This is a genomic window from Mesorhizobium sp. AA22, assembly GCF_001672375.2.
GTDB lineage: Bacteria > Pseudomonadota > Alphaproteobacteria > Rhizobiales > Rhizobiaceae > Mesorhizobium > Mesorhizobium wenxiniae.
On sequence record NZ_CP048406.1, the window covers coordinates 1,957,048 to 1,983,605 of the forward strand.

Sequence of the window (26,558 nt, forward strand, 5' to 3'; positions counted from 1 at the left end):
ATGAGCCGGATTGGCTACGCCCGCATTAGCACCATCGACCAGGATCTCGGAACCCAGATCGCCAAGCTGAAGGCCGAAGGCTGTAGCATCATTCGCTCCGAGAAGGTCTCAGGAGCGAGCCGCGATGGTCGAGACGAGCTAGCAACCATCATCGACTTTTTGCGACCGGGCGATGAGCTGGTCGTTACGCGCCTCGACCGGCTTGGCCGTGACACTCGCGACGTTCTAAATTTGATCCACGAAATGTGAAGTGCGGGGAGCTTTCGCTACAGTCCTGGACCCGCACGTCTCTACCCGCGGCGAGATGGGCCATGTGGTGCTGACGGTCTTGGGCACGGTCGCTCAGATGGAGCGTCGGTTTATCAAAGAGCGGCAGAGGAAAGGCATCCAGAAGACCAAAGACACTGGGCGGAGCGTTGCGACCGCGTGATCCATCATGTACGTCGATCCAGGCGGAGCATTTTCGGAATCCGACGCTGAGGACTTGGCAGTCTTGGCCTTCGAACACCGTGGGGATCCGCAGGTTTCTTCGCGTTGTCGACCGCGCCGTCCTGCTGTTGTCGCTTCAGGGTGTACCTTTTGTTGTGATACGTGAGCGTTGGGGCTAAACCTCGATGTGACAGTGGCCAACATAGTCATACGAACGCGTAAAAATCGAAAGCCCGCTCCATAAATGTCTAATGAAAACGAGGCAAGCGAGTTGCCCCGATGCGGTGCTAGAGCAAGCACTTCTCGAACTGCAAGATAGAATGGCTATGTTTGACCTGTCGGCCCGACCTTCATCGGCCGGCAGCCATGGCCTTGAACTTTTGCTGAAAGACTTGCGCAATTTGCGCTTCAAGATGGATGGTAATCGAAATCATATGCGAGCGCATCTGCATATCGACTACCATCGTCACAACCATATGGCATCATATGCGGTCGACGACGGAACCCTGCTCGCGGGGAGTGGCAGATACAACCACCTTATCGAGCCTTGGATTGCGAACAATAGGGAGTCCGTTATGAGAGTGTGGCGAGACATCCGCACCACAGGCGTGGACGACCAAATTGTCGCTCAACTGCGCGAGAGTGCACTCTGAAATGGCTGACGTTGCTTATCACGCCGGCAAATAGAACGACTCTCCAAGCAAGAAGTGGGCGTGACACCTGCTCGATACTACCTCGGTATGAGGCTGGAGCGGGCACATTTGCTGCTATCAACGTTGGCGATGAGCATCATCGATGTCGCCTTCGCTTGCGGTTTCGTCTCAGCCTCCCATTTCGGAAAGGTCTATCGTGAGACATATGCTCGCACGCCTCCAAACACGGATAGCAACGGCGGAACAATACAAGCGTCAGAACGGCTCAGGATCGCGGGTGGCTGGCACGACACTGGACACCCAAGGGCGACGAGCCAATTTGCTTCTGCGCATACAAATGCTGCTAGCAGAATCAGTATGACGGCAATTTAAGGGTTAGCCGAAAATCCTGACTTAGTGGGTGACGTTTGGACGTTTGTAGGGGACTTCCAAGGAATCCAAGGGTGTCCTATTTTGGGCTTCCCAGACCAGCCAGTGCCACCAATTGTCAACTTTCACTTTGGTCGAGACAATTGCATCGAACGTCAGCCCCATGTCACTGCTTGATAGAGTCTGGAATTGGACCGAACGTCCCCCGGTTTTGATTCCGAACTTAGCCAACGCACGCCGTAGATCGCCAGTTCCCGTTCCTGCACTGCCCTCCCTGAGATCGGCATTGCCAAACATCACTGCTTTTGCAGCATCGTACGAGGAACTTGCTGGGCACCCGGCGTGCCGCTGAATAAGCATTGCGACACAGGCTACGCCGCAACCGCTGTCTCCCTTTTGTGTTATCAATTCCGTTTTACCAACTGCCTGCGAAAGCGGGTCTGAAGGGAATCCCCACACGAGAACTGACTGCGAGCAGCTATTCAGAGATCGGTCCTGCCACCGTGAGCAGTTCTAGGCTTTCAATCTCTTGCATCACCTTTCCAGCGATGCCTTGTAGGTCGCCATACATACCAACAGTCGATTCAATGACACCTTGAATTTGCGCTTCTCGCTTGGCCCACAGTCGGATAGTGGCTTTATGCTTACGTGCGAGATCGTCCTGTATATCGGAAAACTTTTCGACGATAGCCTCGATGCGCTGCCGAAAACTGGCCCAGTCAAATACCCATACACCAACTCCATCTTTGAAGCCTGGCCGACTTGGACTAGCCGGGAGTTGGACAATTCGATTAGCGACTGACGTAATATAACCGCCATGGGAATGGCGCACTTGGGATGGGCGACATATACGCCGTCGACCGGTTCGAATGTCTCAATTCCCGAGGGCAGGGCTTCAGAAATCAGTAAGGCCATGTCCGCCTTCGCCGCTCGCTGGTAAGTCCTCAGCTTGGCGAGCCAGCCCTGACTCCAATTCTTGGTGCGCTTTGATTCCCAAAGGATTGCCCCGCATTGCTGACCAGTCGGACCGACGACCCGCTGAAGGACGTCACCACCAAACTCGCCCTTCGCCACCGGCTCGATCACGTCGACCGGGAAGCGAATGCTGATCAGCCCTTCCAATTCCACCTCCAGAGCTTCACCTTGCAATTGCTGGGAGCCCTGTTCAGCGCGACGCTTCAGATCCTCGATCTGGCGTTGCATGCCGGCGATTTGTTCCTCCTTCTCGACGATTTTCATTTTTAGGCCGTCTTCCGCATCAGACCTGGCCTTTGCACGAACAGCGTCCAGTCCTTCCTGGACCTTTCGCTCGATGTGAGAGCCATTTCTCTCCGCTCGTCCTCCAGTGCGCGCTGCTTTGTGAGGAATTCTGCTTGCTGTTTCTGCGCCTGTTCGAGCTTGTCATCGCGAGCCTTCAGCATCTCCTCCAACTCGGCGACCTTGCTGTCGCGCTCGTCAAAATCGGCCAAGAGCAAAATTTTGGCCTTGCGAGCCTCATCGACAGCAATGTGAGCCCGCTCGATCCTAACCTTCTCGGCAACGAGACTTTCGACGCCCTCTCTCGCCAATGCGACCTCATGGCGTTGACGCTCGAGTTCTTCTTCTCTGAGGGCGATTGCTGCATTCGTCTGAGCGATGCGCTGCGCGTTGCAGCGATTAGCGGCCCCGCGAGCGACACGTTGAGCTTGATGTCCGTCTTGCAACTAGGGCAGGTGATCGTCGGCTCGTTGAAGAGCTTATCGCCGTGCAGAGTCTTGCTCACAGCTTGAACGGTCATTGGTATTCGCCTCGGAAGAATCGGTTTCCTTAAGGCAGTAGTTTAGCCAATGCTCGCTGCAGTGAACAGAACGAAAAGGGAACATTCGGGCATTCCACCGAATTGAGCTGCTCAAAAGAGCGCCGTGATAGCTTGTAAATAACGCGCTCAACTGTCCACCAAAATGTGGGTGCATGAGGGCTTAGATGACTTTGATAGGGAAATTTGCAAGGCGATTCAACGCGCTAGCAATAGCGATGGCGGAGAGAGCGGGATTCGAACCCGCGTTACGGTTTCCCGTAAACACACTTTCCAGGCGTGCGCCTTCAACCACTCGGCCACCTCTCCGTCTTAGCATTTTCAACGCGGCCGGTTTCGCCGCGCGGGTTGGGGAGATGCGTCTCCCTTCGGGGATTCCGGTCCAGAACTCCGCACCGTGGGCGCCGTCAACCAGCGGACACCCTTTCCCCGCACCTGAGCCGTCAAAGCAACAGGCGCGGGGCTCATCTAGTCGATCCGGTGCCGAATGCCAAGACATAACGGCACTCTATTCGCTTTGTCGGACAGGGATGCTCTGTCCATGTCACCAGTGCTGCCTTGGCAGCCGATCGCCGCGATCGGCGGCGGTGACTTTGCCGACTGGCGCCTCAGTGGCGCAAACCGGCGGCGTGGGTTCACTTCGCGTGTCGCGATTGCGGATAAAGCGGGCAGATCCTATCTATCAGGCCGATACTGACATTTCTGATAAGCTTCCGGGGAGGTAAGGTCTGGATGTTCCGCTTCGTCTTCCGTCTCGCGGCACTGGTCGCGCTTTCGGTTTCCGTCATCATGGCGGTGATCGACGCGACACGCTCGGTGGCGGCCTCCGCGCTGGTCATGACCCCGCTCAACACGAGCTGGCTGGCCGTCTCGCCGGATACGCGAAGCACCTTCGAAAGCTTCGTCCGCGACAAGCTTGGCCCGCTGCTATGGGACGGCGCCATCGCCTGGGTGCTCAACCAGCCCGGCTTCGCCGTGTTCGCGGTGCTTGCCTTCATTCTCTACATGGTCGGCTACAGGCGGGAGCGGCCGAGCGGGCGGTTCGCCTAGACGTGATAGCTTTCCAGCGCCCCAAACAAAGAGAAAGGGAGACCGCACATGTTTCTCAGCGACATGCTGAACAAGAAGCTCAATCTGCCGAAGCCTGCCGAGGCGCTGCCGGGCCGCGCCAAGCCTATCCCGACGCCATCCAAGCACTTCGTCTCGAAGCGGCCGCTCAAGGGGCCGTATCCCGAGGGGCTGGAGACGGCGATGTTCGGGCTGGGCTGCTTCTGGGGCGCCGAACGCCTGTTCTGGCAGGTCGATGGTGTCTGGGTCACGGCCGTCGGCTATGCGGGTGGCGTTACCCCCAACCCGACCTACCAGGAAACTTGCACCGGGCTTACGGGCCATGCCGAAGTCGTGCTCGTCGTTTACGACCCGAAGATCGTGTCCTATGCACAGCTTCTGAAGCTGTTCTGGGAAAGCCACGACCCGACGCAGGGCATGCGCCAGGGCAACGATGTCGGCACCACCTACCGCTCGGCGATCTACACGTTTGGCGATGCGCAGCACCAGGCGGCGATCTCATCGCATGACGCTTATGAGGCCTCGTTGCGCGGCGCCGGCCGCGGCAGGATCACCACCGAGATTGCTCCGGCACCGGAGTTCTATTTCGCCGAGGAAGACCACCAGCAATATCTGGCGAAGAATCCCTACGGCTATTGCAATCTGCAGGGCACCGGCGTCACCTGCGCCATCCCGGCTGCCGTCTCCGCTTGAGGCCTTTGGCGAGACGATGATCCGTGGCGCCGGGATACGGCGCCACGCTTTTCCAAAGGTCAAAATTCCGCGTGAATTTTGTTTCGGGCCGTGCCAGATTGGCCCGAAGCGGGAGGGAGCCACTCCTGTCTGATGTCGCATGCCTGCCGGAGAACCGGGCAGGCAGGCGGTGCATAACGGAAAAAATAACCGACAGGGTGTGGATCACATGAAACGTATCGTTCTCGGCCTCCTGGCCGCAACTGCGATGGTTCTTCCGGCCTTCGCCGCGGACATTCAGCCAGCACTTCTCTATGATCTCGGCGGCAAGTTCGACAAGTCATTCAACGAAGCGTCCTACAATGGCGCCGAAAAGTTCAAGGCCGAAACCGGCATCGCCTATGTGGAATTCGAGGTCAGCAACGCGACCCAGCGCGAGCAGGCACTGCGCCGTTTCGCCGAGGACGGCCGCAATCCCATCGCCATGGCGGGCTTCTCCTGGGCAGATGCGCTGGAGAAGATCGCCGTCGAGTTTCCCGAGACCAAGTTCGCCATCATCGACATGGTCGTCGACAAGCCCAATGTCCGCTCCGTCGTCTATAAGGAGCAGGAAGGCTCCTATCTCGTCGGGGTGATGGCGGCGATGGCCTCGAAGACCAAAAAGGTCGGCTTCATCGGCGGCATGGACATTCCGCTGATCCGCAGATTCGGCTGCGGCTATGTCGGCGGCGCCAAAGCGGCCGGCGCGACCGATGTAATCCAGAACATGACCGGCGACACGCCGGCAGCCTGGAACGATCCGGCCAAAGGGGGCGAGATCGCCAAGACGCAGATCGACCAGGGCGCCGACGTGATCTACGCGGCGGCAGGCGGAACCGGTGTCGGCGTGCTGCAGGCGGCAGCCGACGCCGGCAAGCTCGGCATCGGCGTCGATTCCAACCAGAACGGCCTGCAGCCCGGCAAGGTGCTGACCTCCATGGTCAAGCGCGTCGACGTCGCCGTCTACAACACCTTCATGGACGCCAAGAACGACAAGTTCACCGGCGGCATCAACGATCTCGGCCTCAAGGAAGGCGGCGTCGACTACGCTATGGACGACAACAACAAGGCGCTTGTCGACGACGCGATGAAGGCGGCGGTCGAAAAGGCCAAGGCCGACATCATCGCCGGTACTATCAAGGTGCACGACTACATGACGGACAATGCCTGCCCCTATTGATCGTGAGATTGCCGATCTGATCGAAACCGCCGGGTGAAAGCCCGGCGGTTTTGCTTTTCTCAGTTTGCTCACCAATGCGGCGGCTTGGTCACGGGCACGTCGGGTGCGGCCTGCTCCTCCAGCGCCAGGAAGCGGTCGGTCAGCGCATCGAGCTTGCGCTGCATGCGCTCGATCACCTTCCACTGCTCGGCGATCTGGCCGGACAGTTCGTCGATGATCTTCTCCTGCTCGGCGGCGCGGATTTCCAGCGTCGTCAGCCGGTCGGAGGGCATGGTCATCTGAAAAACCTCGGTTTCTTGCTGCGCAACTCTCAAGAGATGCGAATTTCGGGATTCGCCACATTAGAGCGACATGCGTCCAATTGGACGCCGAAAATACGTTCTAAGCCTTACAATCTTCGCGTCGTGCTGCTGAAAATCCAACCCGATTTTCAGCCCGATGCGATAGCGTTGTGAACGCCGCGGCCACGTTCGAAATTGACAAGCGGGCGGTGATTTGTCGAGAGTGAACGCTGCTCCGGCCAATTGGCACAGACGGGGCGTCATGCTAGGCGTTTTGACCAAGCGATAAAAAAATAAGAGTGGGACAGGCTGCATGGCGCAAGCCGCAATCGAGTTGATGGGCATCAACAAGAGTTTTGGCGCCGTGCGCGCCAACCGCGACATCAATCTGGAGATCGTGCGCGGCACCATCCACGGCATTGTCGGTGAGAACGGCGCCGGCAAGTCGACGCTGATGTCGATCCTCTATGGCTTCTACCAGGCCGACAGCGGCGAGATCCGCGTCAGCGGCCAGCCGGGGTCGATCAAGACGCCAAACGACGCCATCGCGCTCGGCATCGGCATGGTGCATCAGCATTTCATGCTGGTCGACAATTTCACGGTGCTGGAAAACGTCATTCTCGGCGCCGAAAGCGATGCCCTGCTGAAGAGGAGCATCACCAAGGCGCGGTCGGAGCTGGAACGGCTCGAGCGAGAATACGGGCTGGAGGTCGATCCCGACGCGATCATCGAGGAGTTGCCAGTTGGCCTGCAGCAGCGTGTCGAAATCCTCAAGGCGCTGTATCGCGGCGCCGAGATCCTGATCCTCGACGAGCCGACGGGCGTGCTGACGCCCGCAGAAGCTGACCATCTGTTCCGCATCCTCAAGCAGTTGAAGGAGCAGGGTAAAACGATCGTGCTGATCACCCACAAGCTGCGCGAGATCATGGCGATCACTGACACGGTCTCGGTCATGCGCCAGGGCACGATGGTGGCGACACGGGAAACCAGGAAGACGACAGTCGAAGAGCTGGCCGAGCTGATGGTCGGGCGCCGCGTGCTGCTCAGGGTCGAGAAGGGCGAGGCGGAAGCCGGCGGCGTCAAGCTCGCGGTGAAGAACCTGACAGTGAAGGATTCCCGCGGCGTCACCATGGTCGACGATATCTCCTTCGATGTGCGCGCCGGCGAGATCGTCGGCATCGCCGGCGTCGCCGGTAACGGGCAATCCGAAATGCTCGAGGCGATTTCCGGCATCAGGCGCGCCGTCTCGGGCTCCGTCATGCTCGACGGCAAGCCGATCGATCTCACCGGGGCCGCCGATCCCGGCGAGCTGCGCGACCGCGGTCTCGCCCATGTGCCGGAAGACCGTCATCATGTCGGGCTGGTGCTGGCCTTCGAGGAGAACGAGAATTCGATCCTCGGCTATCACGACGACGAACGATATCTGAAGGGGCCGTTCCTCGACATAGACGCGATCCGCAACGACGCCAGGGACAAGATTACCAAATACGACATCCGTCCGGCGGATTGCCGGCTCAAGACCGCCAATTTCTCCGGCGGCAATCAGCAAAAGATCGTGCTGGCCCGGGAGATGGAGCAGGATCCGGGCGTGCTGATCGTCGGCCAGCCGACGCGCGGCGTCGATGTCGGCGCCATCGAATTCATCCATAAGCGGCTCATCGCCATGCGCGACCAGGGCAAGGCGGTGCTGGTGGTGTCGGTCGAGCTCGACGAGATCCGCTCGCTGTCCGACCGCATCCTGGTGATGTTTGCCGGCCGCATCGTCGGCGAGCGCGGACCGGAGGCGACCGAAGGCGAGCTCGGCCTGCTGATGGCCGGCGTCGAGCGCCAGGAGGCGGCGGAATGAGCGCGCCTTACGCCAAGCTGCCGGCCTGGGCCGATTACGGGCTGATCCCGGTAATCAATCTCGCCGTTGCCTTCGTCGTCGCCGGCTTCGTCGTGCTTCTGGTTGGCGAAAATCCGTTCCGCGCTGCCGCCGTCCTGGTCGAGGGCGCCTTCGGCCGCGGGCAAGGCATTGCGTTTACGCTTTTCTACGCCACCACCTTCATCTTCAGCGGGCTGTCGGTGGCGGTTGCGGCGCATTGCGGCCTGTTCAACATCGGTGGCGAGGGCCAGGGTTATATCGCCGGTCTCGGCATCGGCATCGTCTGCCTGGCCTTCGACAGCGTGCTGCCCTGGTGGCTCACCTTCCCGCTGGCGATCATCGCCGCCGCGGCGATGGGGGCGCTGTGGGCGCTGATCCCGGCCTATCTGCAGGCCAAGCGCGGTTCGCACATCGTCATCACCACCATCATGTTCAATTTCATCGCTGCCAGCGTCATGGTCTACGCACTGGTCGGATTCTTGAAGCCGGCCAATTCGATGGCGCCGCAGACACGTACCTTCCTCGACGGCGCGCAACTGCCGAAGCTCAACTGGGTCATCGAATTGTTCGGCGCCAAGATCCGTTCGGCGCCGTTCAACATCAGCTTCCTGCTGGCGCTGGCCATGGCCTTTCTGGTCTGGGTGCTGATCTGGCGCACCAGGCTCGGCTACGAGATGCGCACCTACGGCCACAGCTCGAAAGCGGCGCGCTATGCCGGCATTTCGGAGACCCGCATCATCATGGTCGCTATGATGATCTCGGGCGCGCTGGCGGGCATGATGGCGCTCAATCCGACGATGGGCGACCAGCACAATGTCGCGCTCGAATTCGTTTCCGGCGCCGGTTTCGTCGGCATCGCCGTGGCGCTGATGGGGCGCCTGCACCCGGTCGGCATCGTGCTGGCGGCAATCCTGTTTGGCATGCTCTACCAGGGTGGCGCCGAGCTCGCCTTCGAGATGCCGGCGATCAGCCGCGACATGATCGTCATCATTCAGGGCCTGGTCATCCTGTTCGCCGGCGCGCTCGAGCACATGTTCCGGCCCTATGTCCAGGCGCTGTTCGCCTCACTCAGCCCGAGATCTGTCGGCATGGAAGTGATCAAGGGGAAGGGTGCCTGAGATGGACATGTTCAACGCCATCATCCAGGTTCTGGACTCGACGATCCGCCTGTCGGTGCCCTTGCTGCTCGCATGCCTCGCCGGCCTCTATTCGGAGCGGGCCGGCATCTTCGACATCGGGCTCGAGGGCAAGATGCTGGTCGGCGCCTTCGCCGGTGCCGCCGCAGCCTCCGTCTTCCATTCCGCCTATATCGGCCTCGGCATGGCCATCCTCATCTCGGTCGCTTTCGCGCTGGTCCACGGGTTTGCCTCAATCACCCATCGCGGCAACCAGATCGTCTCCGGCGTGGCGATCAATTTTATCGCCGCCGGATCAACGATCATGCTCGGCCAGGCCTGGTTCCAGCAAGGAGGACGTACGCCGGCGCTTGCGCCCGGCGAGCGGTTCGGGGCGATCATCTGGCCCGGCGCGGACACGCTTAGGGGGATGCCGATCCTCGGCCCGATATATTCGGAACTCATCTCCGGCCATTCCGTGCTGGTCTATGTCGCGTTCCTCGCCGTGCCGTTCACCTGGTGGGTGCTGTTCCGTACCCGCTTTGGCTTGCGCATGCGCGCGGTCGGTGAGAACCCGGCCGCGGTCGACACCGCTGGCATCTCGGTCGCCTGGCTGCGCTACCGGGCGCTGATCTGCACCGGCGTGCTCACCGGCATTGCCGGCGCCTACCTGTCGATGGTGCAGAATGGCGGCTTCGTGAAGGATATGACCGCCGGCAAGGGTTACATCGCGCTTGCCGCGCTGATCTTCGCCAAATGGAAGCCGGTCAATGCCATGTTCGCCTGCCTGTTGTTCGGCTTCCTCGACGCGCTGTCGATCCGGCTGCAGGGCACGCCGCTGCCGCTGATCGGCAAAGTGCCGGTGCAGCTCATGCAGGCGCTGCCCTATATCCTCACCGTCATCCTGCTCGCCGGCTTCATCGGCAAGGCGATCCCGCCGCGGGCCGGCGGCGTGCCCTATGTCAAAGAACGCTGAGCATGGCCGCGAAAAGTGGAAGCCGGTTTTCGGATCGGGCCATGCGAAAAAGGAAAATATGAGCATGACTGCGAAAAGTGGAACCCGTTTTTCGGACAAGATCATGCGCGGGAAAAACTAAATGTCGCATGATCTGTTCGAAGCGGCCAAGGCGGCCATGGCCAAGGCCTATGCGCCGTATTCGAAGTTTCCGGTCGGGGCGGCACTGCGCACCGAGGACGGCCGCGTCTTTACCGGCGCCAACATCGAGGTCGCGTCCTATCCGGAAGGCTGGTGCGCCGAAACCACCGCGCTCGGCCACTACATCATGGCCGGCGGCGGCAGGATAACGGAGATCGCGGTGTTCGCCGAGCGCACGGCGAAATGCTCACCCTGCGGCGGCTGCCGGCAGCGGCTGGCCGAATTTTGCCGGCCGGAAACCAAACTCTATCTCTGCGACAGTGGCGGCGTGGTCGAGACCGTGACCATGGGCGACATGCTGCCCTACGGCTTCCAGGGCGACATGTTGAAATGAAGAGCTGGTTGAAATGAAGAGCCGGTTGAAATGAAGGAGGCGCTTGATCGTCTCGTCGAAAGGCTGGACGGGCTGGCGCCAGCCACCGCGCTGGTGCTGGGTTCGGGCCTTGGCGGGGTTGTCGACCAAGTCGAGGACGCTGTCCGCATTTCCTATGCCGAATTGCCGGGCTTTCCCAGAAGCGGCGTCACCGGCCATGCCGGCGAGGTGGTGGCGGGACATTTCGCCGGCACACCAGTGTTGATGCTGTCCGGCCGCGCTCACTACTACGAGCACGGCAACGCGGCTGCGATGCGGCCGGCGCTGGAGGTGCTCGCCGGCCTCGGCATTTCGAACCTGATCCTCACCAACGCCGCTGGCTCGGTCGATCCGGACATGGGGCCAGGCTCGGTGATGCTGATCACCGACCACATCAATTTCTCGGGCTCCAACCCGCTGATCGGCGAGCCAAGCGACCGCCGCTTCGTCGGCCTGACCGAAGCCTATGATGGCGGCCTCCGCGCGGCGATCGAGACGGCGGCGAAGGCTACCGCTACCGCCCTGCACAAGGGCGTCTATATGTGGTTTTCCGGGCCATGCTTCGAGACACCCGCCGAGATCCGCATGGCGCGCGTCATGGGCGCAAACGCCGTCGGCATGTCGACCGTGCCGGAGGTCATTCTCGCCCGCTTCCTCGGCTTGCGGGTCGCCGCCTGCTCGGTCATCACCAACCTTGCAGCAGGGATGACCGGGGCGGAGCTTTCGCACCAGGAGACCAAGGACATGGCGCCGGTTGGCGGCGCGCGTCTGGCGACGATCCTCCAGCGTGTGTTCCAGGATGGCTTGCCGGAGCGTAAGGTCCCGGCCTGATGCTTCCCCAGGAAATCATCCGCAGCAAGCGCGACGGCCACAAGCTGTCGACGCAGGAGATCGCCAGCTTCATCGAAGGCGTGACCGCAGGCGCCGTCTCGGACGGGCAGGTCGGGGCCTTCGCCATGGCGGTGTTCTTCAACGGCATGAGCCGCGACGAGGCGGTGGCGCTGACGCTGGCCATGCGCGACTCCGGCGACGTGCTCGATTGGTCGAACCTGCCGGGCCCAGTCACCGACAAACATTCGACAGGCGGCGTCGGCGACAATGTCTCGCTGATGGTGGCGCCGATCGTCGCCGCCTGTGGCGCTTATGTGCCGATGATTTCCGGCCGTGGTCTCGGCCATACCGGCGGCACGCTGGACAAGATGGATGCCATCCCCGGCTATATCAGCCAGCCGGATGTGGCGGGCTTCCGCAAGGCGGTGCTCGAAGCCGGCTGCGCCATCATCGGCCAGACCGCCGATCTCGCGCCCGCCGACCGCCGGCTCTATGCGATCCGCGACGTGACGGGAACCGTCGAATCGGTGCCGCTGATCACCGCCTCGATCCTGTCGAAGAAGCTGGCCGCCGGCCTGCAGTCGCTGGTGCTCGACGTAAAGGTCGGCAACGGCGCCTTCATGGAAAAGTCGCGCGACGCAACAACGCTGGCGAACAGCCTGGTAGAAGTTGCCAGTGGCGCAGGACTGAAGACCTCAGCACTGGTCACCGGCATGAACGAGCCGCTGGCGTCGGCAGCCGGCAACGCGGTCGAGGTGCGCAACGCCGTCGATTTTCTCACCGGCCGCTTCCGCGACCGGCGCCTGGAGGATGTGACGCTGGCTCTGGCCGCAGACATGCTGCAGTCTGCCGGGCTGGTGTCGTCCAACCAGGATGGCATGCGGCGCGCCGCCGAGACGCTTGCCGGCGGCGGTGCCGCCGCCGTCTTCGCGCGCATGGTGGCGGCGCTCGGCGGCCCCGCAGATTTCGTCGAGAATCCGGAAAAATACCTGCCGAAGGCGGCGACTGAATTTGCGGTCAAGGCGACCGAACACGGCTTCGTCACCGGCATCGCGACCCGCGACATCGGGCTCGCCGTCGTCGGGCTTGGCGGGGGGCGCATACGGCCGGACGACAGGATCGATCATGCGGTCGGCATCACCCGGCTGTTGCCGGTCGGCGCGGAGGTGCGCCCCGGTGAGGCGCTGGCGCTGGTCCATGCCCGCAATCCCGCGGATGCCGAAGCGGCCGCGGCCGCCGTGCTTTCGGCCTATGCGATCGGTGCTTCGAAGCCGCCCGCGGAAAAAACCGTCATCCGGCGAATCCTGCCGCGCGGGTGATCCGGTCAGCAAGGCTCTACCTTCTTGTTGGACGATGATCGTTCCGAGAACCGGATTCCACTTTTCCGGGATCTTGGTTCACTGGACGAGCAGCAGCGCGCCGTTCTCGACCTGGTACTTTTCAAGCCGCTGGAGAAAGCTCAGACCGATCAGGTTGGTGCGCAGCGCCTTGTCGTCGAGCACCACCGCCTGGACGCCGTCGACCGTGATCTTGCCGATCTGCAGCCGATCGATGGTCACCAGGGCAGCCCTGATCGCGCCGTTGGCGGTGTTTACCTCGTGTTTGAAGTCGGACACGTTCAGCGAGATGCCAATCCTGCGCGCCGTCGAACTGTTGATGGCCACGAGCGTCGCGCCGGTGTCGATCATGCCGTCGACCGTTCGACCGTTGAGCCTGAACGCCGACGTGAAATGCCCGCGCGCGTCAGCGGCGACCACGACCTTGCGGCCGAGCGGCCGCGGCGTCGGCGGTCTATCCGGAACCGTGGCCAGGTTCAGATCCGTTTGCGTTTCGACTGCCGGCCTGGTACCGACCGCCGATTTCAGCAGGCCATCGAGCATCTGCGGATTCGACTGATAGAGGATCGGGAACGACGCCGATGCTACGGCGAGCATGCCAAGGATGATAAGATTGCGCAGCATGGACCGGCCTTCGTGAAGGCCCATGCTTATCGCGGCATGGTGTTTGCCGCTTTAACAGATGCGGAAAGCGGCCGTTTGCGTAAACGATCGGTAAACGAGTGGCACGGTCATTTTGTCCCGTACATGCGGTCTCCGGCGTCGCCGAGGCCCGGCATGATATAGCCTTTCTCATTGAGCTGGCGGTCGATGGAAGCGGTGAAGACCGGAACATCGGGATGCGCCTTGATGAAGCGCTCGAGGCCTTCGGGGGCAGCCAACAGGCAAAGGAAGCGGATGCTGGTGGCGCCGCGCCCTTTCAGCTTGTCGATCGCCGCGATCGCCGAATTGGCGGTCGCCAGCATCGGATCGACGACGATCACCAACCGGTCGGCGAGATCGCTCGGCGCCTTGAAGAAATACTCGACCGCTTCCAGCGTTGCGTGGTCACGGTAGAGACCGATATGGGCCACGCGCGCCGCCGGCACCAGGTCGAGCAGGCCTTCGAGCAAGCCGTTGCCGGCGCGCAGCACCGAGGCGAAGACCAGCTTCTTGCCTTCCAGCGTCGGCGCTTCCATCGTCTCGATCGGCGTTTCGATCGTCGTCGTCGTCAGCTCGAGATTGCGAGTGACCTCGTAGCCGAGAAGCAGCGAGATCTCGCGCAGCAGCCGCCGGAAGCCGGCCGTCGAGGTTTCCTTCTTGCGCATGATGGTCAGCTTGTGCTGGACAAGCGGGTGGTCGACGACGGTGACGCCCTGCATGGTGTTCTCCTGAAATCCCGGCTGCCTACGCGAACCCTAGCGACAATGCGCCGGCCAAGGAACCGCCTGCTGCCGCCGACCACAGCTTTTGCCGAAAAAAGAGAGTTAGCGGGCGGCGCTGTTGAGGCGGGTGAGAAGCGCTGTCCTGGTCTTCTTGTCGACGAAGGCGGCCTCGATGGCGGTTCTGGTGACGGCGGCGAGCGCCTTGTCGTTCATCGAAAAATGCTCGGCGGCAATGTCGTATTCGCGCTTCAGCGAGGTCCAGAAATAGGGCGGATCGTCGGAGTTTAGCGTCACCTTGCAGCCTGCCGCCTGCAGTGCCGGAAAAGGGTGATCGGCGAAACTGTCGAAGACCTTGAGCGCGACGTTGGAACTGGGACAGCATTCGAGTACGACGCCTTCGTCGGCGATGCGCCGGACAATGTCGGGGTTCTCGACGGCGCGCACGCCATGGCCGATGCGGGCGGGGCGGATGTGATCGAGTGCGACCTCGACGCTCTCCCAGCCCATCAGTTCGCCGGCATGGACGGTGATGCCGAGGCCGGCCTCCCGCGCGATTTCGAAGGCCCTGACATAATCCTCCAGATCGCCCATCCGCTCGTCGCCGGCGACGCCGAAGCCGGTGACCAGCGGATGCCCGCAGCGGGCTGCGAAGCGCGCCGCCTGCTCGATCGATTCGACGCCGGCATTGCGCACGCCGGTGACGATCATGCGGCCCTCGATGCCGGTCTTGGCCTTGGCGCGCGCGATGCCTTCGCCGAGCGCGTCCGTATAGGCCTTGGGCGACAGGCCGGCCTTGCCGGCGTGGTCCGGCGAGGTGAAGATCTCGGAATAGATGGCGCCGTCGCGGGCGAGGCTGGTCAGGTAATGATCGGCCAGCCGGGCATAGTCCTCCTCCGTGCGGAACAGGTCGGAGGAGAAGTCATAGGCGGCGAGGAATGAGGTGAAATCGTGCCAGACGAAAGAGCCATTCTGAATGTAGCGCGAGGTGTCCTTGCCGTATTTCTGCGCCTGGCGGATGACGAGTTCGGGCGCCGCTGCCCCTTCGATATGGCAGTGCAGTTCCGCTTTCAAAGGCATGCAATCATCCCGTCAGGTCTCCAGCTCGTGACATAAGTACGATTTCACGACCGAGAAGCGCGGCCGAACACCGCGCCTTAAACAATAGCGTCGGCACCATCGATCGGCTATGGTCCCGCCGGTTTTATGGCGGATCAAAATAATGTCGGTTGAGAGAACCACAGCCGTTGGCGGCATGGAAACGTCCTATGGTTTCAAGCGTGTAGGGGCAGGCGAGAAGCAGTCCCTGGTCAATGACGTTTTTCACAAGGTCGCGAACCGCTACGATCTGATGAACGACCTGATGTCGGCCGGGCTGCACAGGCTGTGGAAGGACGCCATGGTCACATGGCTCAATCCACCGAAACGAGCGGGCTGGAGCGTTCTCGACGTTGCCGGCGGCACCGGCGACATCGCCTTCCGCATCGTCGAGGCGAGCGGCAGGAACGCCCATGCCACGGTCCTCGACATCAACGGCTCGATGCTCGCCGTCGGCCGCGACCGGGCCGAGAAAAAGGGCCTGACCGCAAACACCGATTTCGTCGAAGCCAATGCCGAGGAGCTGCCTTTCACTGAGGCCACATTCGACGCCTACACGATCGCTTTCGGCATTCGCAACGTGCCGCGCATCGATGTGGCGCTTGCGGAAGCCTATCGCGTGCTGAAGCCCGGCGGGCGCTTCCTCTGCCTCGAATTTTCCGAAGTCGACATGCCGCTGCTCGACAAGGCCTATGAGGCGTGGTCGTTCAACGCCATCCCCAGGATCGGCAAGGCGGTGACCGGCGACGGCGAGCCCTATTCCTACTTGGTCGAATCGATCCGCAAATTTCCCAATCAGCAGAATTTTGCGGCGATGATTTCCCGCGCCGGCTTCGACCGGGCTTCTTTTCGCAATTATTCCGGCGGCATAGCTGCGCTTCATTCGGGCTGGAAGCTTTGAGGCGAGCGCAGTCATGAGCAGTGTCGGCGCCGGTTTCAGGCTCGTGCGGGCTGGCTGGGTGCTGGTCCGCGAAGGCGTAGTCGCGGCGCTGCCGGGCGACGAGCTCTTCGGTCTGCCGAAACTCGGCTGGCGGATGGCGCGGCTGTTGACCCGCCGCCGCGCGCTTGCCTATGAGCGTGGCGACCGGCTGGCCAAGGCCGTCGTCCGGCTCGGCCCATCCTATGTCAAGCTCGGCCAGTTCCTGGCGACGCGGCCCGATGTCGTCGGCAACGACATAGCGCTCGATCTCGCCATGCTGCAGGACAAGATGCAGACGTTTCCGCAGGCCGAGGCCATAGCTGCGATAGAGGCTTCGCTCGGGCGCAAGGTCGGCGAGCTCTACGCCAGTTTCGGCGAGGCCGTCGCCGCCGCGTCGATCGCTCAGGTCCATATCGCCGAAACCCTGCAGGACGGCGTCGGTTCGCGGGTGGCGGTGAAGGTCATCCGGCCGGGCGTACGCCGCCGTTTCTTTCGCGATCTCGAAAGCTATTTCCTCGCCGCCCGTCTCCAGGAAAAATACATTCCGTCGTCGCGCCGGCTGCGTCCGGTCGAAGTGACCCAGACGCTGGCGCAGACCACCAAGATCGAAATGGATCTGCGGCTCGAGGCGGCAGCGCTTTCGGAACTCGGCGAGAACACCAAGGACGATCCCGGCTTTCGCGTCCCGTCCGTCGACTGGGAACGTACCGGCCGTGACGTGCTGACCATGGAATGGGTCGACGGCATCAAGATGAACGACATTGCCGGTCTCGCTGCCGCCGGCCATGACCTGAAGGCGATCGCCGTCAACCTGGTCCAGTCGTTCCTGCGCCACACACTGCGTGACGGTTTCTTCCACGCCGACATGCACCCGGGTAACCTGTTCGTCGAGCCCGATGGCACCATCGTCGCTGTCGATCTCGGCATTGCCGGCCGGCTCGGCAAGAAGGAGCGCCGGTTCCTCGCCGAAATTCTCTACGGCTTCATCACCCGTGACTATCTGCGCGTCGCTGAAGTGCATTTCGAGGCCGGCTACGTGCCGCGCCAGCACAATGTCGCGGCATTCGGCCAGGCGATCCGGGCGATCGGCGAGCCGATCCACGACCAGCCGGCTGAAACCATCTCGATGGCCAAGCTCTTGGCGCTTCTGTTCGAGGTGACCGATCTCTTCGACATGGCGACGCGCTCCGAGCTGGTGCTGCTGCAGAAGACCATGGTGGTGGTCGAAGGCGTCGCCCGCACCCTCGACCCGGCCTTCAACATGTGGAAGACGTCCGAGCCGGTAGTCGGCGGCTGGATATCGGGCAATCTCGGCCCGCGTGCTCTGCTGGCCGACGCACGTGACGGCGCCAGCGCGCTGCTGGCGCTGGCCCGCCAGGCGCCCGACCTCGCCGCCCGCACCGAGCGGCTGTCGCGCGAGATCGATTTAATGGCCGAACACGGGCTGCGTTTCGATGAAAGGACGGCGCGCGCCATCGGCAAGGCCGAGGCGCGCTACACCCGCTCCGGCCGGCTGGCGCTGTGGGTGATCGCGCTGGCAATGGTCATCATTGCGTGGAAGCTGCTCTGAATGCAAGCAATGACAGCAGTGCTGTCATTGCAGTCATGCTGCTTATTGCCTATGTTAAGGGCAGGAGCATGACCATGAGCACGATAACAATCCGCAATCTTGACGAAAGCGTAAAGCAGGTGCTTCGCGAGCGCGCGGCCGCGCGTGGCGTTTCGATGGAGCAGGAAGCGCGGGATGCCTTGCGTGAGGTGGCGATCCCAAAAACCAAGCTTGAGAAGGGCGCGTGGCGGCTGAAGGCGTCACGTGAAGAAATTTTGGCGCTCGGACGGAAGTTGGAACATCCTTTTGACCTCAAGGCGCTCACTGATCATATGTGGGACGAGGGACTTCTGTGACAGTCGCAGTCGATACGTCGGCATTGATCGCAATCATTGGCGCAGAGCCGGATGCGGCTGCGTTCGTCGATGTTTTCGGAACCTCACCTGCTGCACTGATAAGCACTGCGACGCTGCTGGAGGCGCATTGTGTAGCGAGCCGATCAAGCGGTAGCGTCAACGCTAGCGAGTTCCAAATGCTTATCGACCGTCTTGAGTTGACGGTAGTACCTTTTGATTTGGCGCAGCTTGAAGTCGCACGGCTTGCCTACTCTCGTTATGGTCGTGGATCTCGCCATCGTGCTGATCTCAATATGGGCGACTGCTTCGCCTACGCCTTGGCCAAGACGCGAAACCTCCCGCTGCTTTTCAAGGGCAATGATTTCATCCATACCGATATCGAACCGGCTCTGAGGCCGGCATGACATTGGACAAAGAGCTGGCCTCGGGCATGACCCTCTCCGGCAAGCGCATCCTGCTCATCATCGGCGGTGGCATCGCCGCCTACAAGGCGCTCGACCTGATCCGCCGGCTGCGCGAGCGGGGCGCCGCCGTGCGGGTGGTGATGACCGCTGCAGCGCAGGAATTCGTCACCACACTGTCGGCCGGGGCGCTCACTGCCGATCACGTCTTCACCGATTTGTTCGACCGCAATGACGAGCATGACGTCGGCCATATCCGCCTGTCGCGCGAGGCCGACCTCGTGGTCGTGGCGCCGGCCACCGCCGACCTGATGGCGAAGCTTGCCAACGGCCACGCCAACGATCTTGCCTCGACCGTGCTTATCGCCACCGACAAGCCGGTCTTGATGGCGCCCGCTATGAACCCGAAAATGTGGTCGCATCCGGCGACCCGTCGCAACCGCGCGACGTTGCAGAAGGACGGCGTCGCATTCGTCGGCCCGGCAAAGGGCGAGATGGCCGAGAGCAACGAGGCGGGCGAGGGCCGCATGGCCGAGTCGCTGGAGATCGTCGCTGCGATCGAGGCGCTGCTCGATATCAGGCCGAAGCCGCTCGCAGGCAGAAAGGTCATCGTCACCTCAGGTCCGACGCATGAGCCCATCGACCCGGTGCGCTACATCGCCAATCGCTCGTCCGGCAAGCAGGGCCATGCCATCGCGGCGGCGCTGGCTAGGCTGGGCGCCGATGTGCACCTCGTCTCCGGTCCGGTCGGTATTGCCGATCCGGCTGAAGTCACCACGCTGCATGTCGAAACCGCGAACGAGATGAGGGAAGCGGTCGAACAGCTGCTGCCGGCCGACGCGGCGGTGTTCGTCGCGGCGGTCGCCGACTGGCGCAGCGAGACTTCGGCCGGCGAGAAGATCAAGAAGGTGGCGGGCGAGGGGCCGCCGGCGCTGCAGATGATCGAAAACCCTGATATTCTTGCCGGTGTCGGTCATCACAGGACGCGGCCCAGCCTGGTCGTCGGCTTTGCCGCCGAGACGCGGGATCTCGTTAGGAACGCCGAGGCCAAGCTCAGGAAGAAGGGCGCCGATTTCATCGTCGCCAACGACGTGTCCCCCGAAAGCGGGGTGATGGGCGGCGATCGCAACCGAGTGCGGATTGTCTCGAAGGCCGGTGTCGAGGAATGGCCTGAGATGAGCAAGGACGAGGTGGCGACGCAGCTCGCCGCCTTGATCGCCGAACGGCTTAAGACGATTACTGTCTAGAGCGGGATGAGATTAGTTTCGGTCATAGCCGGAGTTTTTGAAGTAGTGTGAGCACTCGGCGGATGTGATGCGGTTGAGAATTTGGCCGATCGCGTCGCAGACGGTTTGGACGGTGCGGCTTGCTGGCTTTCTCAGCCAGTGCTTGAGTTTTGAGAAGAGCTGTTCGATCGGATTGAGATCGGGCGAGTATTTCGGCAGGAAGAAGAGCCTTGCGCCGGCGGCGCGTATGGCGCGACGCACCGCCTTGCCTTTGTGCGAGCCGAGATTGTCCATGATGACTATATCCCGCGGCTGGAGGGTCGGCGCGAGAACCTTCTCGACGTAGAGGAGAAATCTCTCGCCGTTGATCGGTCCGTCGATCAACCAAGGCGCGTCGACGCGATCGCGGCGCAGCGCGGCCAGGAAGGTCATGGTCTTCCAGTGGCCGTGCGGCACTTTCGCTTTGAGCCGCTGTCCCACCGGCGCCCAGCCGCTTAGCGGCGACATGTTGGTCTTGGTCCAGGTCTCGTCAATGAAGACCAGGCGCGTGGGATCAATCCGGCCCCGATACTTCGTCCACTGCATCCGCCGTCGCGCGATATCGGGACGATCCTGCTCGACGGCGATCAGCGTCTTTTTTTGTGACTGAGCTTCTCGGCATGCACGAATTCCCACACCGAACGGTAGTCGACCTTCAGGCCACGCTCGCCAAGTTCGGCCACAAGGCCGCGCAAGGTGAAGTCCCTGTCGTGACAGCGTTCGATCAGCCAGTCGCGCCACGCTCCCGAGAGCTTCTTCGGGTTGTAGCCGCCGACCTGGCGAGGCGCAGCACTGCCAGTCTCTTCGACACGCTTGAGCCACTCAATGGCCGCGCTATAGCTAACGCCAAATCGAGCCGCCGCCGCACGTCGCGAGAGCCCATCGGTCTTGACCGCGGCTACAACCCGCTCGCGAAGGTCCATCGAATATCCTGCCATCCAAACTGGCCTCCTCCCAGCATGAATGTTGAATCAGAACTGCGATGATTTGGGAATCCCACGACTCTTACAAATCTCATCCCGCTCTAGCTCGTCGCTTCCTGTGGCCGGGCTGCCGGTCCCGAGATCCTGAGGGCGGCGAGGCATCCCAGAATCCCGAGTGGCACGAAGGCGAGAAACAGCCAGGTGGCGACATTTGCCGCCGCCTCACGGTTCAGGCCTTCGGAAAAACCGCTGGCATTGGCGACGATGCCGGTCAGTGCGGCACCCACCGCATAGCCAATGCGCTGCATGGTCGGCACGGCGGCGGAGGCGATCGTCTGCTCACCATCCCTAGCCGATGCCACGATCACGCGTGTGACGAAGGGCCAGGCAATGCCGAAGCCGCCGCCCTGCAGCAAGGCGCAAAACAGGATCAGCGGAATCGAACCCGCCGGCACGGCGTAGGCGAAACCGACGATGCCGGCCGCGATCATCAGTGCGCCGCCGGTGATGATCAGCCTCTCGCGTTCCGGCGGCGCATTGGCGACGAGGATCGACAGGATCGACCAGGCGATCGATTCGGCGGCGATGATATAGCCGGTGGTCAGGATCGGAATGCCGTGCAGGCTGGTCAGAAGCAGCGGCGCGTAGACGGCGAAGGAACAGGTCGCCACCGAAAAGGCGGCGACCATGGTCATGCCTGCGCCGACCGGCGTGCGCCATGAGAACAGCCGCGACGGGAACAGCCGCGAGCCCGGCTTCAGCGCGTCGATGCGGATGAACAGCGCAAGCCCGATCAGTCCGAGGACCAGCAGTAGAGAGGAACGCAGCAGGGCAATGTCGACCCCAGCCGTGGCAATCAGCACGACGCTGACGGCCAAGCAGCCGAGCGCGGCAAAGGGGAAGGGCGGCGCCGTTCCAGTGATCGCCTGTGGCCTGGTTGCCTCAGGCGTGTCGAGCACGATAAAGCTCGCCAGCGCCATGGCCGTGCCGCCGACCGTGAAGACGCCGAAAGCCCAACGCCAGGAGAGCAGCTCGGTCATCAACGCACCGAGCACCGGTCCGCTGAAGGCGGCGACGCCCCAGATCGCCGACATGACGCCGAAAAGCTGCGGCCAGATGGCACGTGGAAACAGCCGCTCGACCGAGACGAAGGCCAGCGACACCAGCGCGCCGCCGCCAAAACCCTCGATCAAGCGCCCGGCCAGGAACAGCGGCATGGAGGGCGCGATGGCGCAGACCAGGGCGCCGGCGGCATAGAGCAGGGCGGCGACTATCATGTTGGTACGCAGCGCGACATAGCTCACCAGCCGTCCGGCGGCAGCGCCTGCGACGATGGCGCCGAGCTCGTAGATCGCCAGCGACCAGCCGACAAGCTGAACGCCGGCGAGTTCGCCGACCATGGCTGGCATCACCGTTGCCACCATGGTTTCGTTGGTGGCGTGCAGCAGGATGCCGAGGCTGATGAAGCAGAAGCGCGCCAGATCGCCGCTCGCCCACAGCGCGCGCCAGTCGACCCTGTTTGTGCTGGTTTCCGTCACCGCGCCCTCATAAACTTTCTTATACGCCGATTAAAAATGGTGGAGCGCTCTTCGATTCCAACAAGCACGCGGCGCTTCGGGGGCGGGTTGTAAAACCTCAACCGCAGTTGAGTTCAAGCGGTTTTTGCGGGTGCCCCGAGATGCTGGCGGGAAGTCAGGGTGATCGAAGATTGGCGATCATGGCGTCAGCGATGATCATCCTTGGCATGGCGGTTTTCCAAAAATCATGCGGCGCGGAACAGTCCAATCCTGTTCCGCGCCGCTGAGCCTCGCTATGGCACGCTTACTTGAACGAGTGGATCAGCTCCAGTGACGTGACGGCGACTGCCAGGTTGACACCGGTCTGCGCCTGTACGTTCAGAGGCTGCAGCGAGAACGCGCTGTTCAGTCCGCCGACCAGAAGGTTGGCGCCGCCGCCAGTCACCAGGCTGGCCTCGGCGTTGACGCCATAATAGCTGCCGGCAAGATCGCCGGAATTACGGTCGCGGGTGGCCGCCAGAACCGCCCATATCAATTCGCCCTGGTGCGTCCTGCCGACGTCGACGCCGAGCTTGGAAATGACGCCGGTATAGGCTTCGGGGGGACCGCCATGATGAGGGCGAAAGGTGCAGGCCACGCCTTTGTTGGATGTGACGATGTAGCCGGTGCCGCCGTCGATGGTGCAGTCGAGCACGCCGAGCTCCAGCCTGCCCGCGCTGGCAGGGGCAGCGAGCACCGTCGCGGCGAGGGCGGCGGCACAGGCGAGTTTCTTGATCATGGGAGGGGTCCTTTTCGCGAATTGCCTTGAACAACGGCTGAACATCCCGAGCGTTCCGCCGAAACTTGGCGCGATCAAGGCGAGGGTCAACGCACAGTCATTGAAGGTTTCGAGGCCATGCCAAACGGCAGGCCTGCCATTTCAGACCCAACGCTGCCGTCGGTCAGCCGGTGCTGGTGCGCGCCAGGCCGTCCTTGGCCGGCTGGTAGGTGGGGTTGAGGCGCACTGCCTCGCGGTAGGATTTTGCCGCCTTGGCCTTGTCGCCGCGCCGCTCGTAGATTAGCGCCTGGTTGGACCAGGCCTCGGCATTCTTGCCGTCGAGCTTGATCGCCATGTTAATGTCGGCGAAGGCGTTGTCCTCGTCGTTCATGGCGAGGTAGGAGAGACCGCGGCCATTGTAGGGTTCGGCGGCGTCCGGCGCCAGCGAGATGGCGGTCGAGAAGTCCTCGATGGCAAAAGCGTGCTGGCCCTGGCTCTGGTAGATCAGGCCGCGATTGTGGTAGGCGCGGGCGTCTGTCGTGTCGAGTTGGATCGCCTTCTGGAAATCGTTGAACGCTTCCTGGATGCGGCCGGCTTTGCGGTAGAGGTTGCCGCGGCCGATATAGGCGGCGTCATAGTCGGGATTGATCTGGACCGAGCGGTTGTAGTCGGCAAGCGCGGCCGCCTGGTCGCCGAGAAAGCGCTGGATGAGAGCGCGGTTCGAATAGGCCTGGTAGAAATTCGGATTGAGCTGGATGGCGGTGTCGAAGTCCTTGAGCGCCGCCTGATACTGGCCGCCGCGGCCATAGGCGGAGCCGCGCACATTGTAGCCTTCGGGATCCTGGGGACTGCGCTGGATAACGGCCGACAGCGAGGAGATGTTCTCGGCCGACCCTTGTGCCTTGTCGATGTTGGTGAATTCGCCGGTCGGGGCTGTCTGGCAGCCGGCGAGCGCCAAGCCGGAAAGCAGGGCTGCCGTCAGGGCGAAGCCGCGCATTGCGGTTCTGCGCTCCACGCTTGTTGCGTTCATATCTGCTCTGTCCTCACTGCCCGCCGCGCCGTCAGGTCTGTTCCGTCTCCGAACCGGCCCTCTCCGAACTGGTCGAATTCAACAAAAAGGTGGCGGCGATTACGCATCGCGCCACCTTGGGCATCCTTCGAAAAGGACGAAAAATTGGCGTCAGAACCGCGGCGGACGCGGAGCACCTGCACCAGCAGTACCAGCCGCCACCGGACGCGGCGTCATCGGCAGCAGACCCTCGCGCTGGGCGCGCTTGCGGGCCAGCTTGCGGGCGCGGCGAACGGCTTCCGCCTTTTCGCGGGCGCGCTTCTCGGAAGGCTTCTCATAATGTCCGCGCATCTTCATTTCGCGGAAGATGCCTTCGCGCTGCATCTTTTTCTTGAGCGCGCGAAGCGCCTGATCAACATTGTTGTCGCGGACGAGTACCTGCACGGGCAATCCTGTCTTTCGGGTTTGTTAACAACAGGCAAGTGGCCATAGTCGCTTGCCTCCGCGGCGGTCTACACCACGAATTGTGGCGGCTGATAGCAGAATCATGCCGCTCTGTCCACTGCCGAAACGAAAAACCCGCCTCGGCGGCGGGTCGTCGGCGCAAATCAGCACCACGTGCAAATCAATAGCATAACTGCCGTCAGAAAGCAAGGAATTACGACCTCTGGTAGTAGATTCGCCTGATCGGGGGCTCTCCGCACCGATGAGCGATCGTTGGCGTTTTCTCCGCCACCGATAAATCCTGCTGCCCAATCCGGCAAACGGTCAGCCTGGCTCTATCAACGAAGGAACAAACCTCGTTCCCCATGGTTGTTTCGCATAGGCAAGCACAGGAGAAAACCGATGTCAGAGACCCGTGAATGGCTCGTCCAGTGGCTCAGGGACGCGCATGCGATGGAGGAGCAGGCCGAAACCATGCTGAACGGCCAGCTGAGCCGGCTGGAGAGTTATCCCGAACTCCGTGAGCGCATTAACCTGCACGTCGACGAGACGAAAGGGCAAGCCGCACGCCTCAGAACCTGCCTGGAACAGTTGGGCGAAGATACGTCCACGCTGAAGGACGCGGGCGGCAAGCTGTTGGCCATGGCGCAGTCCCTAAGCGGCGTCTTCGCCGGCGACGAGGTGATGAAAGGCTCACTCGCGAGCTACACATTCGAACATATGGAAATCGCCTCATACACGATCCTCATCGCAGCCGCCGAATCCCTTGGCGAAACAGAAGTCGCCCGGGCCTGCGAACAAAACCTGCGTGAGGAGGAGGCGATGGCCGAGTGGCTGAAAAACAAGCTGCCCGCGACTACGGAGCAGTTCCTGGCTCGCTCGGAGTCGGACAGCGACAATGCCAAACGATGAGGACAACAGGCCGGCGGCCAAGATGACGCCGCCTTCGGTGTGGCGGGCCTACAGCTATGCCTGGATTACCCTCGGCTTCTTCATCATCTCGATCGTCGGTCACTGGGTTTTCGGCTGGTTCGCCTATCTCGACGACCAGCAAGCGCTCGGCCAACCGCCCGAATTCGGCGGCTATCTGATCGAGATGAGCCGCGACACGCTTGAGAACTGGCAGTCAGAATTCCTGCAACTGCTCTGGCAGGTCGGCGGCCTGGCGTTCCTGCTCTTCGTCGGTTCGCCGCAATCGAAGGAGAGTACCGACCGGATGGAGGCCAAGATCGACGCGCTTCTTAGGCTTGTCGATCCGAAGAAAGGCAAGGAGGCGATTCGCGAGTTGGACCTGCAATATGACGGCCGCCACACCGACGAGCCGCACGCCCACCGGAACTAAGCTGGGGTTGGAAACGTGGCCCGGAGCCGATCATCGCTCCGGGTCGTTTGATTCGCAACAGAGCAATTGGCGACAGGCTCTCCTCTATGCCGTGGCTAGATGAAGCCGCTCGAAACCCTCGAAGAATTCGCCGTAGTCACAGGTTATTTCTTCGCCCGCCGCAATGTCGCGGATCGCGGTTGCGCCACCATACTGCGAGAAATCCGTGTTCGGCCTTTCGGCGTGGTTCATGAAGCGCCCATTGTCGACTTCATAGACCATGAATCCGGGCCGGTCCGGACTTGGATAGGCATATCTGTCGAGCAATTCCCTGAGATGCGGCGGCGCGGCCTTATATTTTTCCGTCGGGATCAACCGGTCGAAGTCAGGATCGAGCTGCCAGATCGACGCTCCCTTCCTGATCGGCTCGGCGGCGAATACGCCGACACCCTCGATTGTGCTAGCAGCGATGTAGGTCCTGATCAGCAGCATGTTTT

At 62.0% G+C, this 26,558-nt stretch carries 27 protein-coding genes, 1 tRNA gene and 3 pseudogenes; 19 read left to right on the forward strand and 12 right to left on the reverse strand.

Annotated elements, in window-relative coordinates; genetic code table 11:
• The 3 genes and pseudogenes from A9K68_RS09645 to A9K68_RS09655 all read left to right on the forward strand — a co-directional run.
• A pseudogene (locus tag A9K68_RS09645) lies at positions 1 to 394 on the forward strand (recombinase family protein); the annotation flags it as partial.
• 355 nt (positions 395 to 749) lie between these two features.
• A complete protein-coding gene (locus A9K68_RS09650; protein ID WP_163603002.1) occupies positions 750 to 1,082 on the forward strand; it encodes a DUF4160 domain-containing protein in 333 nt (110 codons plus the stop codon).
• Positions 1,083 to 1,097: 15 nt separating this feature from the next.
• Positions 1,098 to 1,454 (forward strand): annotated as a pseudogene (locus A9K68_RS09655) (helix-turn-helix domain-containing protein); the annotation flags it as partial.
• Between the two features lie 475 nt (positions 1,455 to 1,929).
• Here A9K68_RS09655 and A9K68_RS09660 read toward each other — a convergent pair.
• Both A9K68_RS09660 and A9K68_RS09665 read right to left on the reverse strand, forming a co-directional pair.
• A pseudogene (locus A9K68_RS09660) lies at positions 1,930 to 3,228 on the reverse strand (DUF2130 domain-containing protein).
• Positions 3,229 to 3,465: 237 nt separating this feature from the next.
• Positions 3,466 to 3,555, reverse strand: a tRNA-Ser gene (locus A9K68_RS09665).
• Positions 3,556 to 3,978: 423 nt separating this feature from the next.
• Here A9K68_RS09665 and A9K68_RS09670 point away from each other — a divergent pair.
• From A9K68_RS09670 to A9K68_RS09680, 3 genes are all read left to right on the forward strand, one after another.
• Positions 3,979 to 4,296, forward strand: a complete 318-nt coding sequence (locus A9K68_RS09670) for a hypothetical protein (protein WP_065011439.1) — start codon at positions 3,979 to 3,981, stop codon at positions 4,294 to 4,296.
• 48 nt (positions 4,297 to 4,344) lie between these two features.
• Positions 4,345 to 5,007 carry a peptide-methionine (S)-S-oxide reductase MsrA gene (gene msrA / locus A9K68_RS09675; RefSeq protein WP_065011438.1) on the forward strand — a complete coding sequence of 221 codons (663 nt, stop codon included), beginning with the start codon at positions 4,345 to 4,347 and terminating at the stop codon, positions 5,005 to 5,007.
• Positions 5,008 to 5,215: 208 nt separating this feature from the next.
• A complete protein-coding gene (locus A9K68_RS09680; protein ID WP_065011437.1) occupies positions 5,216 to 6,205 on the forward strand; it encodes a BMP family ABC transporter substrate-binding protein in 990 nt (329 codons plus the stop codon).
• 68 nt (positions 6,206 to 6,273) lie between these two features.
• On the opposite strand, the gene A9K68_RS09685 is transcribed toward A9K68_RS09680, so the two are convergent.
• Complete coding sequence (locus tag A9K68_RS09685) at positions 6,274 to 6,483, reverse strand: SlyX family protein (RefSeq protein ID WP_065011436.1); 210 nt, start codon at positions 6,481 to 6,483, stop codon at positions 6,274 to 6,276.
• Positions 6,484 to 6,799: 316 nt separating this feature from the next.
• Here A9K68_RS09685 and A9K68_RS09690 point away from each other — a divergent pair, with 316 nt between their 5' ends.
• The 6 genes from A9K68_RS09690 (at position 6,800) to deoA (ending at position 13,123) form a co-directional block, all read left to right on the forward strand.
• Complete coding sequence (locus A9K68_RS09690) at positions 6,800 to 8,332, forward strand: ABC transporter ATP-binding protein (protein WP_065011435.1); 1,533 nt, start codon at positions 6,800 to 6,802, stop codon at positions 8,330 to 8,332.
• Positions 8,329 to 9,468, forward strand: coding sequence for an ABC transporter permease (locus tag A9K68_RS09695; RefSeq protein WP_065011434.1), 1,140 nt, complete (start codon positions 8,329 to 8,331; stop codon positions 9,466 to 9,468). Before A9K68_RS09690 ends, A9K68_RS09695 begins: the two co-directional genes overlap by 4 nt.
• Position 9,469: 1 nt before the next feature.
• On the forward strand, positions 9,470 to 10,441 hold the full coding sequence (locus A9K68_RS09700; protein ID WP_065011433.1) for an ABC transporter permease: 972 nt from the start codon (positions 9,470 to 9,472) through the stop codon (positions 10,439 to 10,441).
• A gap of 121 nt (positions 10,442 to 10,562) precedes the next feature.
• Entirely contained in the window at positions 10,563 to 10,955 is a 393-nt protein-coding gene (cdd, locus tag A9K68_RS09705) for a cytidine deaminase (protein WP_065011432.1), read from the forward strand.
• A gap of 30 nt (positions 10,956 to 10,985) precedes the next feature.
• Positions 10,986 to 11,804: a purine-nucleoside phosphorylase gene (locus tag A9K68_RS09710; RefSeq protein WP_065011431.1), complete on the forward strand. Its 819-nt coding sequence runs from the start codon at positions 10,986 to 10,988 to the stop codon at positions 11,802 to 11,804.
• Positions 11,804 to 13,123, forward strand: coding sequence for a thymidine phosphorylase (gene deoA / locus A9K68_RS09715; RefSeq protein ID WP_065011430.1), 1,320 nt, complete (start codon positions 11,804 to 11,806; stop codon positions 13,121 to 13,123). Before A9K68_RS09710 ends, deoA begins: the two co-directional genes overlap by 1 nt.
• A 78-nt stretch (positions 13,124 to 13,201) precedes the next feature.
• Here the strand turns inward: deoA and A9K68_RS09720 are convergent, their stop codons facing one another.
• The 3 genes from A9K68_RS09720 to A9K68_RS09730 all read right to left on the reverse strand — a co-directional run bounded on the left by A9K68_RS09720 (position 13,202) and on the right by A9K68_RS09730 (position 15,582).
• Complete coding sequence (locus tag A9K68_RS09720; protein ID WP_065011442.1) at positions 13,202 to 13,765, reverse strand: TIGR02281 family clan AA aspartic protease; 564 nt, start codon at positions 13,763 to 13,765, stop codon at positions 13,202 to 13,204.
• Between the two features lie 107 nt (positions 13,766 to 13,872).
• Positions 13,873 to 14,502 carry a uracil phosphoribosyltransferase gene (gene upp, locus A9K68_RS09725; protein ID WP_065011429.1) on the reverse strand — a complete coding sequence of 210 codons (630 nt, stop codon included), beginning with the start codon at positions 14,500 to 14,502 and terminating at the stop codon, positions 13,873 to 13,875.
• 105 nt (positions 14,503 to 14,607) lie between these two features.
• On the reverse strand, positions 14,608 to 15,582 hold the full coding sequence (locus A9K68_RS09730; RefSeq protein WP_065011428.1) for an adenosine deaminase: 975 nt from the start codon (positions 15,580 to 15,582) through the stop codon (positions 14,608 to 14,610).
• 142 nt (positions 15,583 to 15,724) lie between these two features.
• Here A9K68_RS09730 and ubiE point away from each other — a divergent pair, with 142 nt between their 5' ends.
• From ubiE to coaBC, 5 genes are all read left to right on the forward strand, one after another.
• The gene (ubiE, locus tag A9K68_RS09735; RefSeq protein WP_065011427.1) at positions 15,725 to 16,501 is read left to right on the forward strand and encodes a bifunctional demethylmenaquinone methyltransferase/2-methoxy-6-polyprenyl-1,4-benzoquinol methylase UbiE; all 777 of its coding nucleotides are present in this window, start codon (positions 15,725 to 15,727) and stop codon (positions 16,499 to 16,501) included.
• Positions 16,502 to 16,514: 13 nt separating this feature from the next.
• Complete coding sequence (gene ubiB / locus A9K68_RS09740) at positions 16,515 to 18,089, forward strand: 2-polyprenylphenol 6-hydroxylase (protein WP_029348088.1); 1,575 nt, start codon at positions 16,515 to 16,517, stop codon at positions 18,087 to 18,089.
• 74 nt (positions 18,090 to 18,163) lie between these two features.
• Complete coding sequence (locus tag A9K68_RS09745) at positions 18,164 to 18,424, forward strand: hypothetical protein (RefSeq protein WP_065011441.1); 261 nt, start codon at positions 18,164 to 18,166, stop codon at positions 18,422 to 18,424.
• On the forward strand, positions 18,421 to 18,828 hold the full coding sequence (locus A9K68_RS09750; RefSeq protein ID WP_065011426.1) for a type II toxin-antitoxin system VapC family toxin: 408 nt from the start codon (positions 18,421 to 18,423) through the stop codon (positions 18,826 to 18,828). Before A9K68_RS09745 ends, A9K68_RS09750 begins: the two co-directional genes overlap by 4 nt.
• Before the next feature lie 26 nt (positions 18,829 to 18,854).
• On the forward strand, positions 18,855 to 20,072 hold the full coding sequence (coaBC, locus tag A9K68_RS09755) for a bifunctional phosphopantothenoylcysteine decarboxylase/phosphopantothenate--cysteine ligase CoaBC (protein WP_065011440.1): 1,218 nt from the start codon (positions 18,855 to 18,857) through the stop codon (positions 20,070 to 20,072).
• A 12-nt stretch (positions 20,073 to 20,084) separates the two neighbouring features.
• On the opposite strand, the gene A9K68_RS09760 is transcribed toward coaBC, so the two are convergent.
• From A9K68_RS09760 to rpsU, 5 genes are all read right to left on the reverse strand, one after another.
• Positions 20,085 to 21,028, reverse strand: a protein-coding gene (locus A9K68_RS09760) for an IS630 family transposase (RefSeq protein ID WP_156768448.1) whose coding sequence is annotated in 2 segments (ribosomal slippage) — positions 20,085 to 20,692 and positions 20,692 to 21,028 — 945 coding nt in all. Because the reading frame shifts where the segments join, the coding sequence is not laid out codon by codon here.
• Positions 21,029 to 21,114: 86 nt separating this feature from the next.
• The gene (locus A9K68_RS09765) at positions 21,115 to 22,551 is read right to left on the reverse strand and encodes an MFS transporter (protein ID WP_065011084.1); all 1,437 of its coding nucleotides are present in this window, start codon (positions 22,549 to 22,551) and stop codon (positions 21,115 to 21,117) included.
• Between the two features lie 283 nt (positions 22,552 to 22,834).
• Positions 22,835 to 23,308 carry a DUF992 domain-containing protein gene (locus A9K68_RS09770; RefSeq protein ID WP_029348080.1) on the reverse strand — a complete coding sequence of 158 codons (474 nt, stop codon included), beginning with the start codon at positions 23,306 to 23,308 and terminating at the stop codon, positions 22,835 to 22,837.
• Between the two features lie 163 nt (positions 23,309 to 23,471).
• Positions 23,472 to 24,317, reverse strand: a complete 846-nt coding sequence (locus A9K68_RS09775) for a tetratricopeptide repeat protein (RefSeq protein ID WP_065011083.1) — start codon at positions 24,315 to 24,317, stop codon at positions 23,472 to 23,474.
• 150 nt (positions 24,318 to 24,467) lie between these two features.
• Entirely contained in the window at positions 24,468 to 24,740 is a 273-nt protein-coding gene (gene rpsU / locus A9K68_RS09780) for a 30S ribosomal protein S21 (protein WP_065011082.1), read from the reverse strand.
• Between the two features lie 402 nt (positions 24,741 to 25,142).
• Here rpsU and A9K68_RS09785 point away from each other — a divergent pair, with 402 nt between their 5' ends.
• Positions 25,143 to 25,652, forward strand: a complete 510-nt coding sequence (locus tag A9K68_RS09785) for a DUF892 family protein (RefSeq protein WP_029348076.1) — start codon at positions 25,143 to 25,145, stop codon at positions 25,650 to 25,652.
• The gene (locus A9K68_RS09790; RefSeq protein WP_246811337.1) at positions 25,639 to 26,082 is read left to right on the forward strand and encodes a DUF6766 family protein; all 444 of its coding nucleotides are present in this window, start codon (positions 25,639 to 25,641) and stop codon (positions 26,080 to 26,082) included. The genes A9K68_RS09785 and A9K68_RS09790 overlap by 14 nt, the downstream gene beginning before the upstream one ends.
• Before the next feature lie 84 nt (positions 26,083 to 26,166).
• Here A9K68_RS09790 and A9K68_RS09795 read toward each other — a convergent pair whose 3' ends face one another.
• A complete protein-coding gene (locus A9K68_RS09795; protein ID WP_065011081.1) occupies positions 26,167 to 26,553 on the reverse strand; it encodes an SET domain-containing protein-lysine N-methyltransferase in 387 nt (128 codons plus the stop codon).
• Positions 26,554 to 26,558 lie beyond the last annotated feature (5 nt).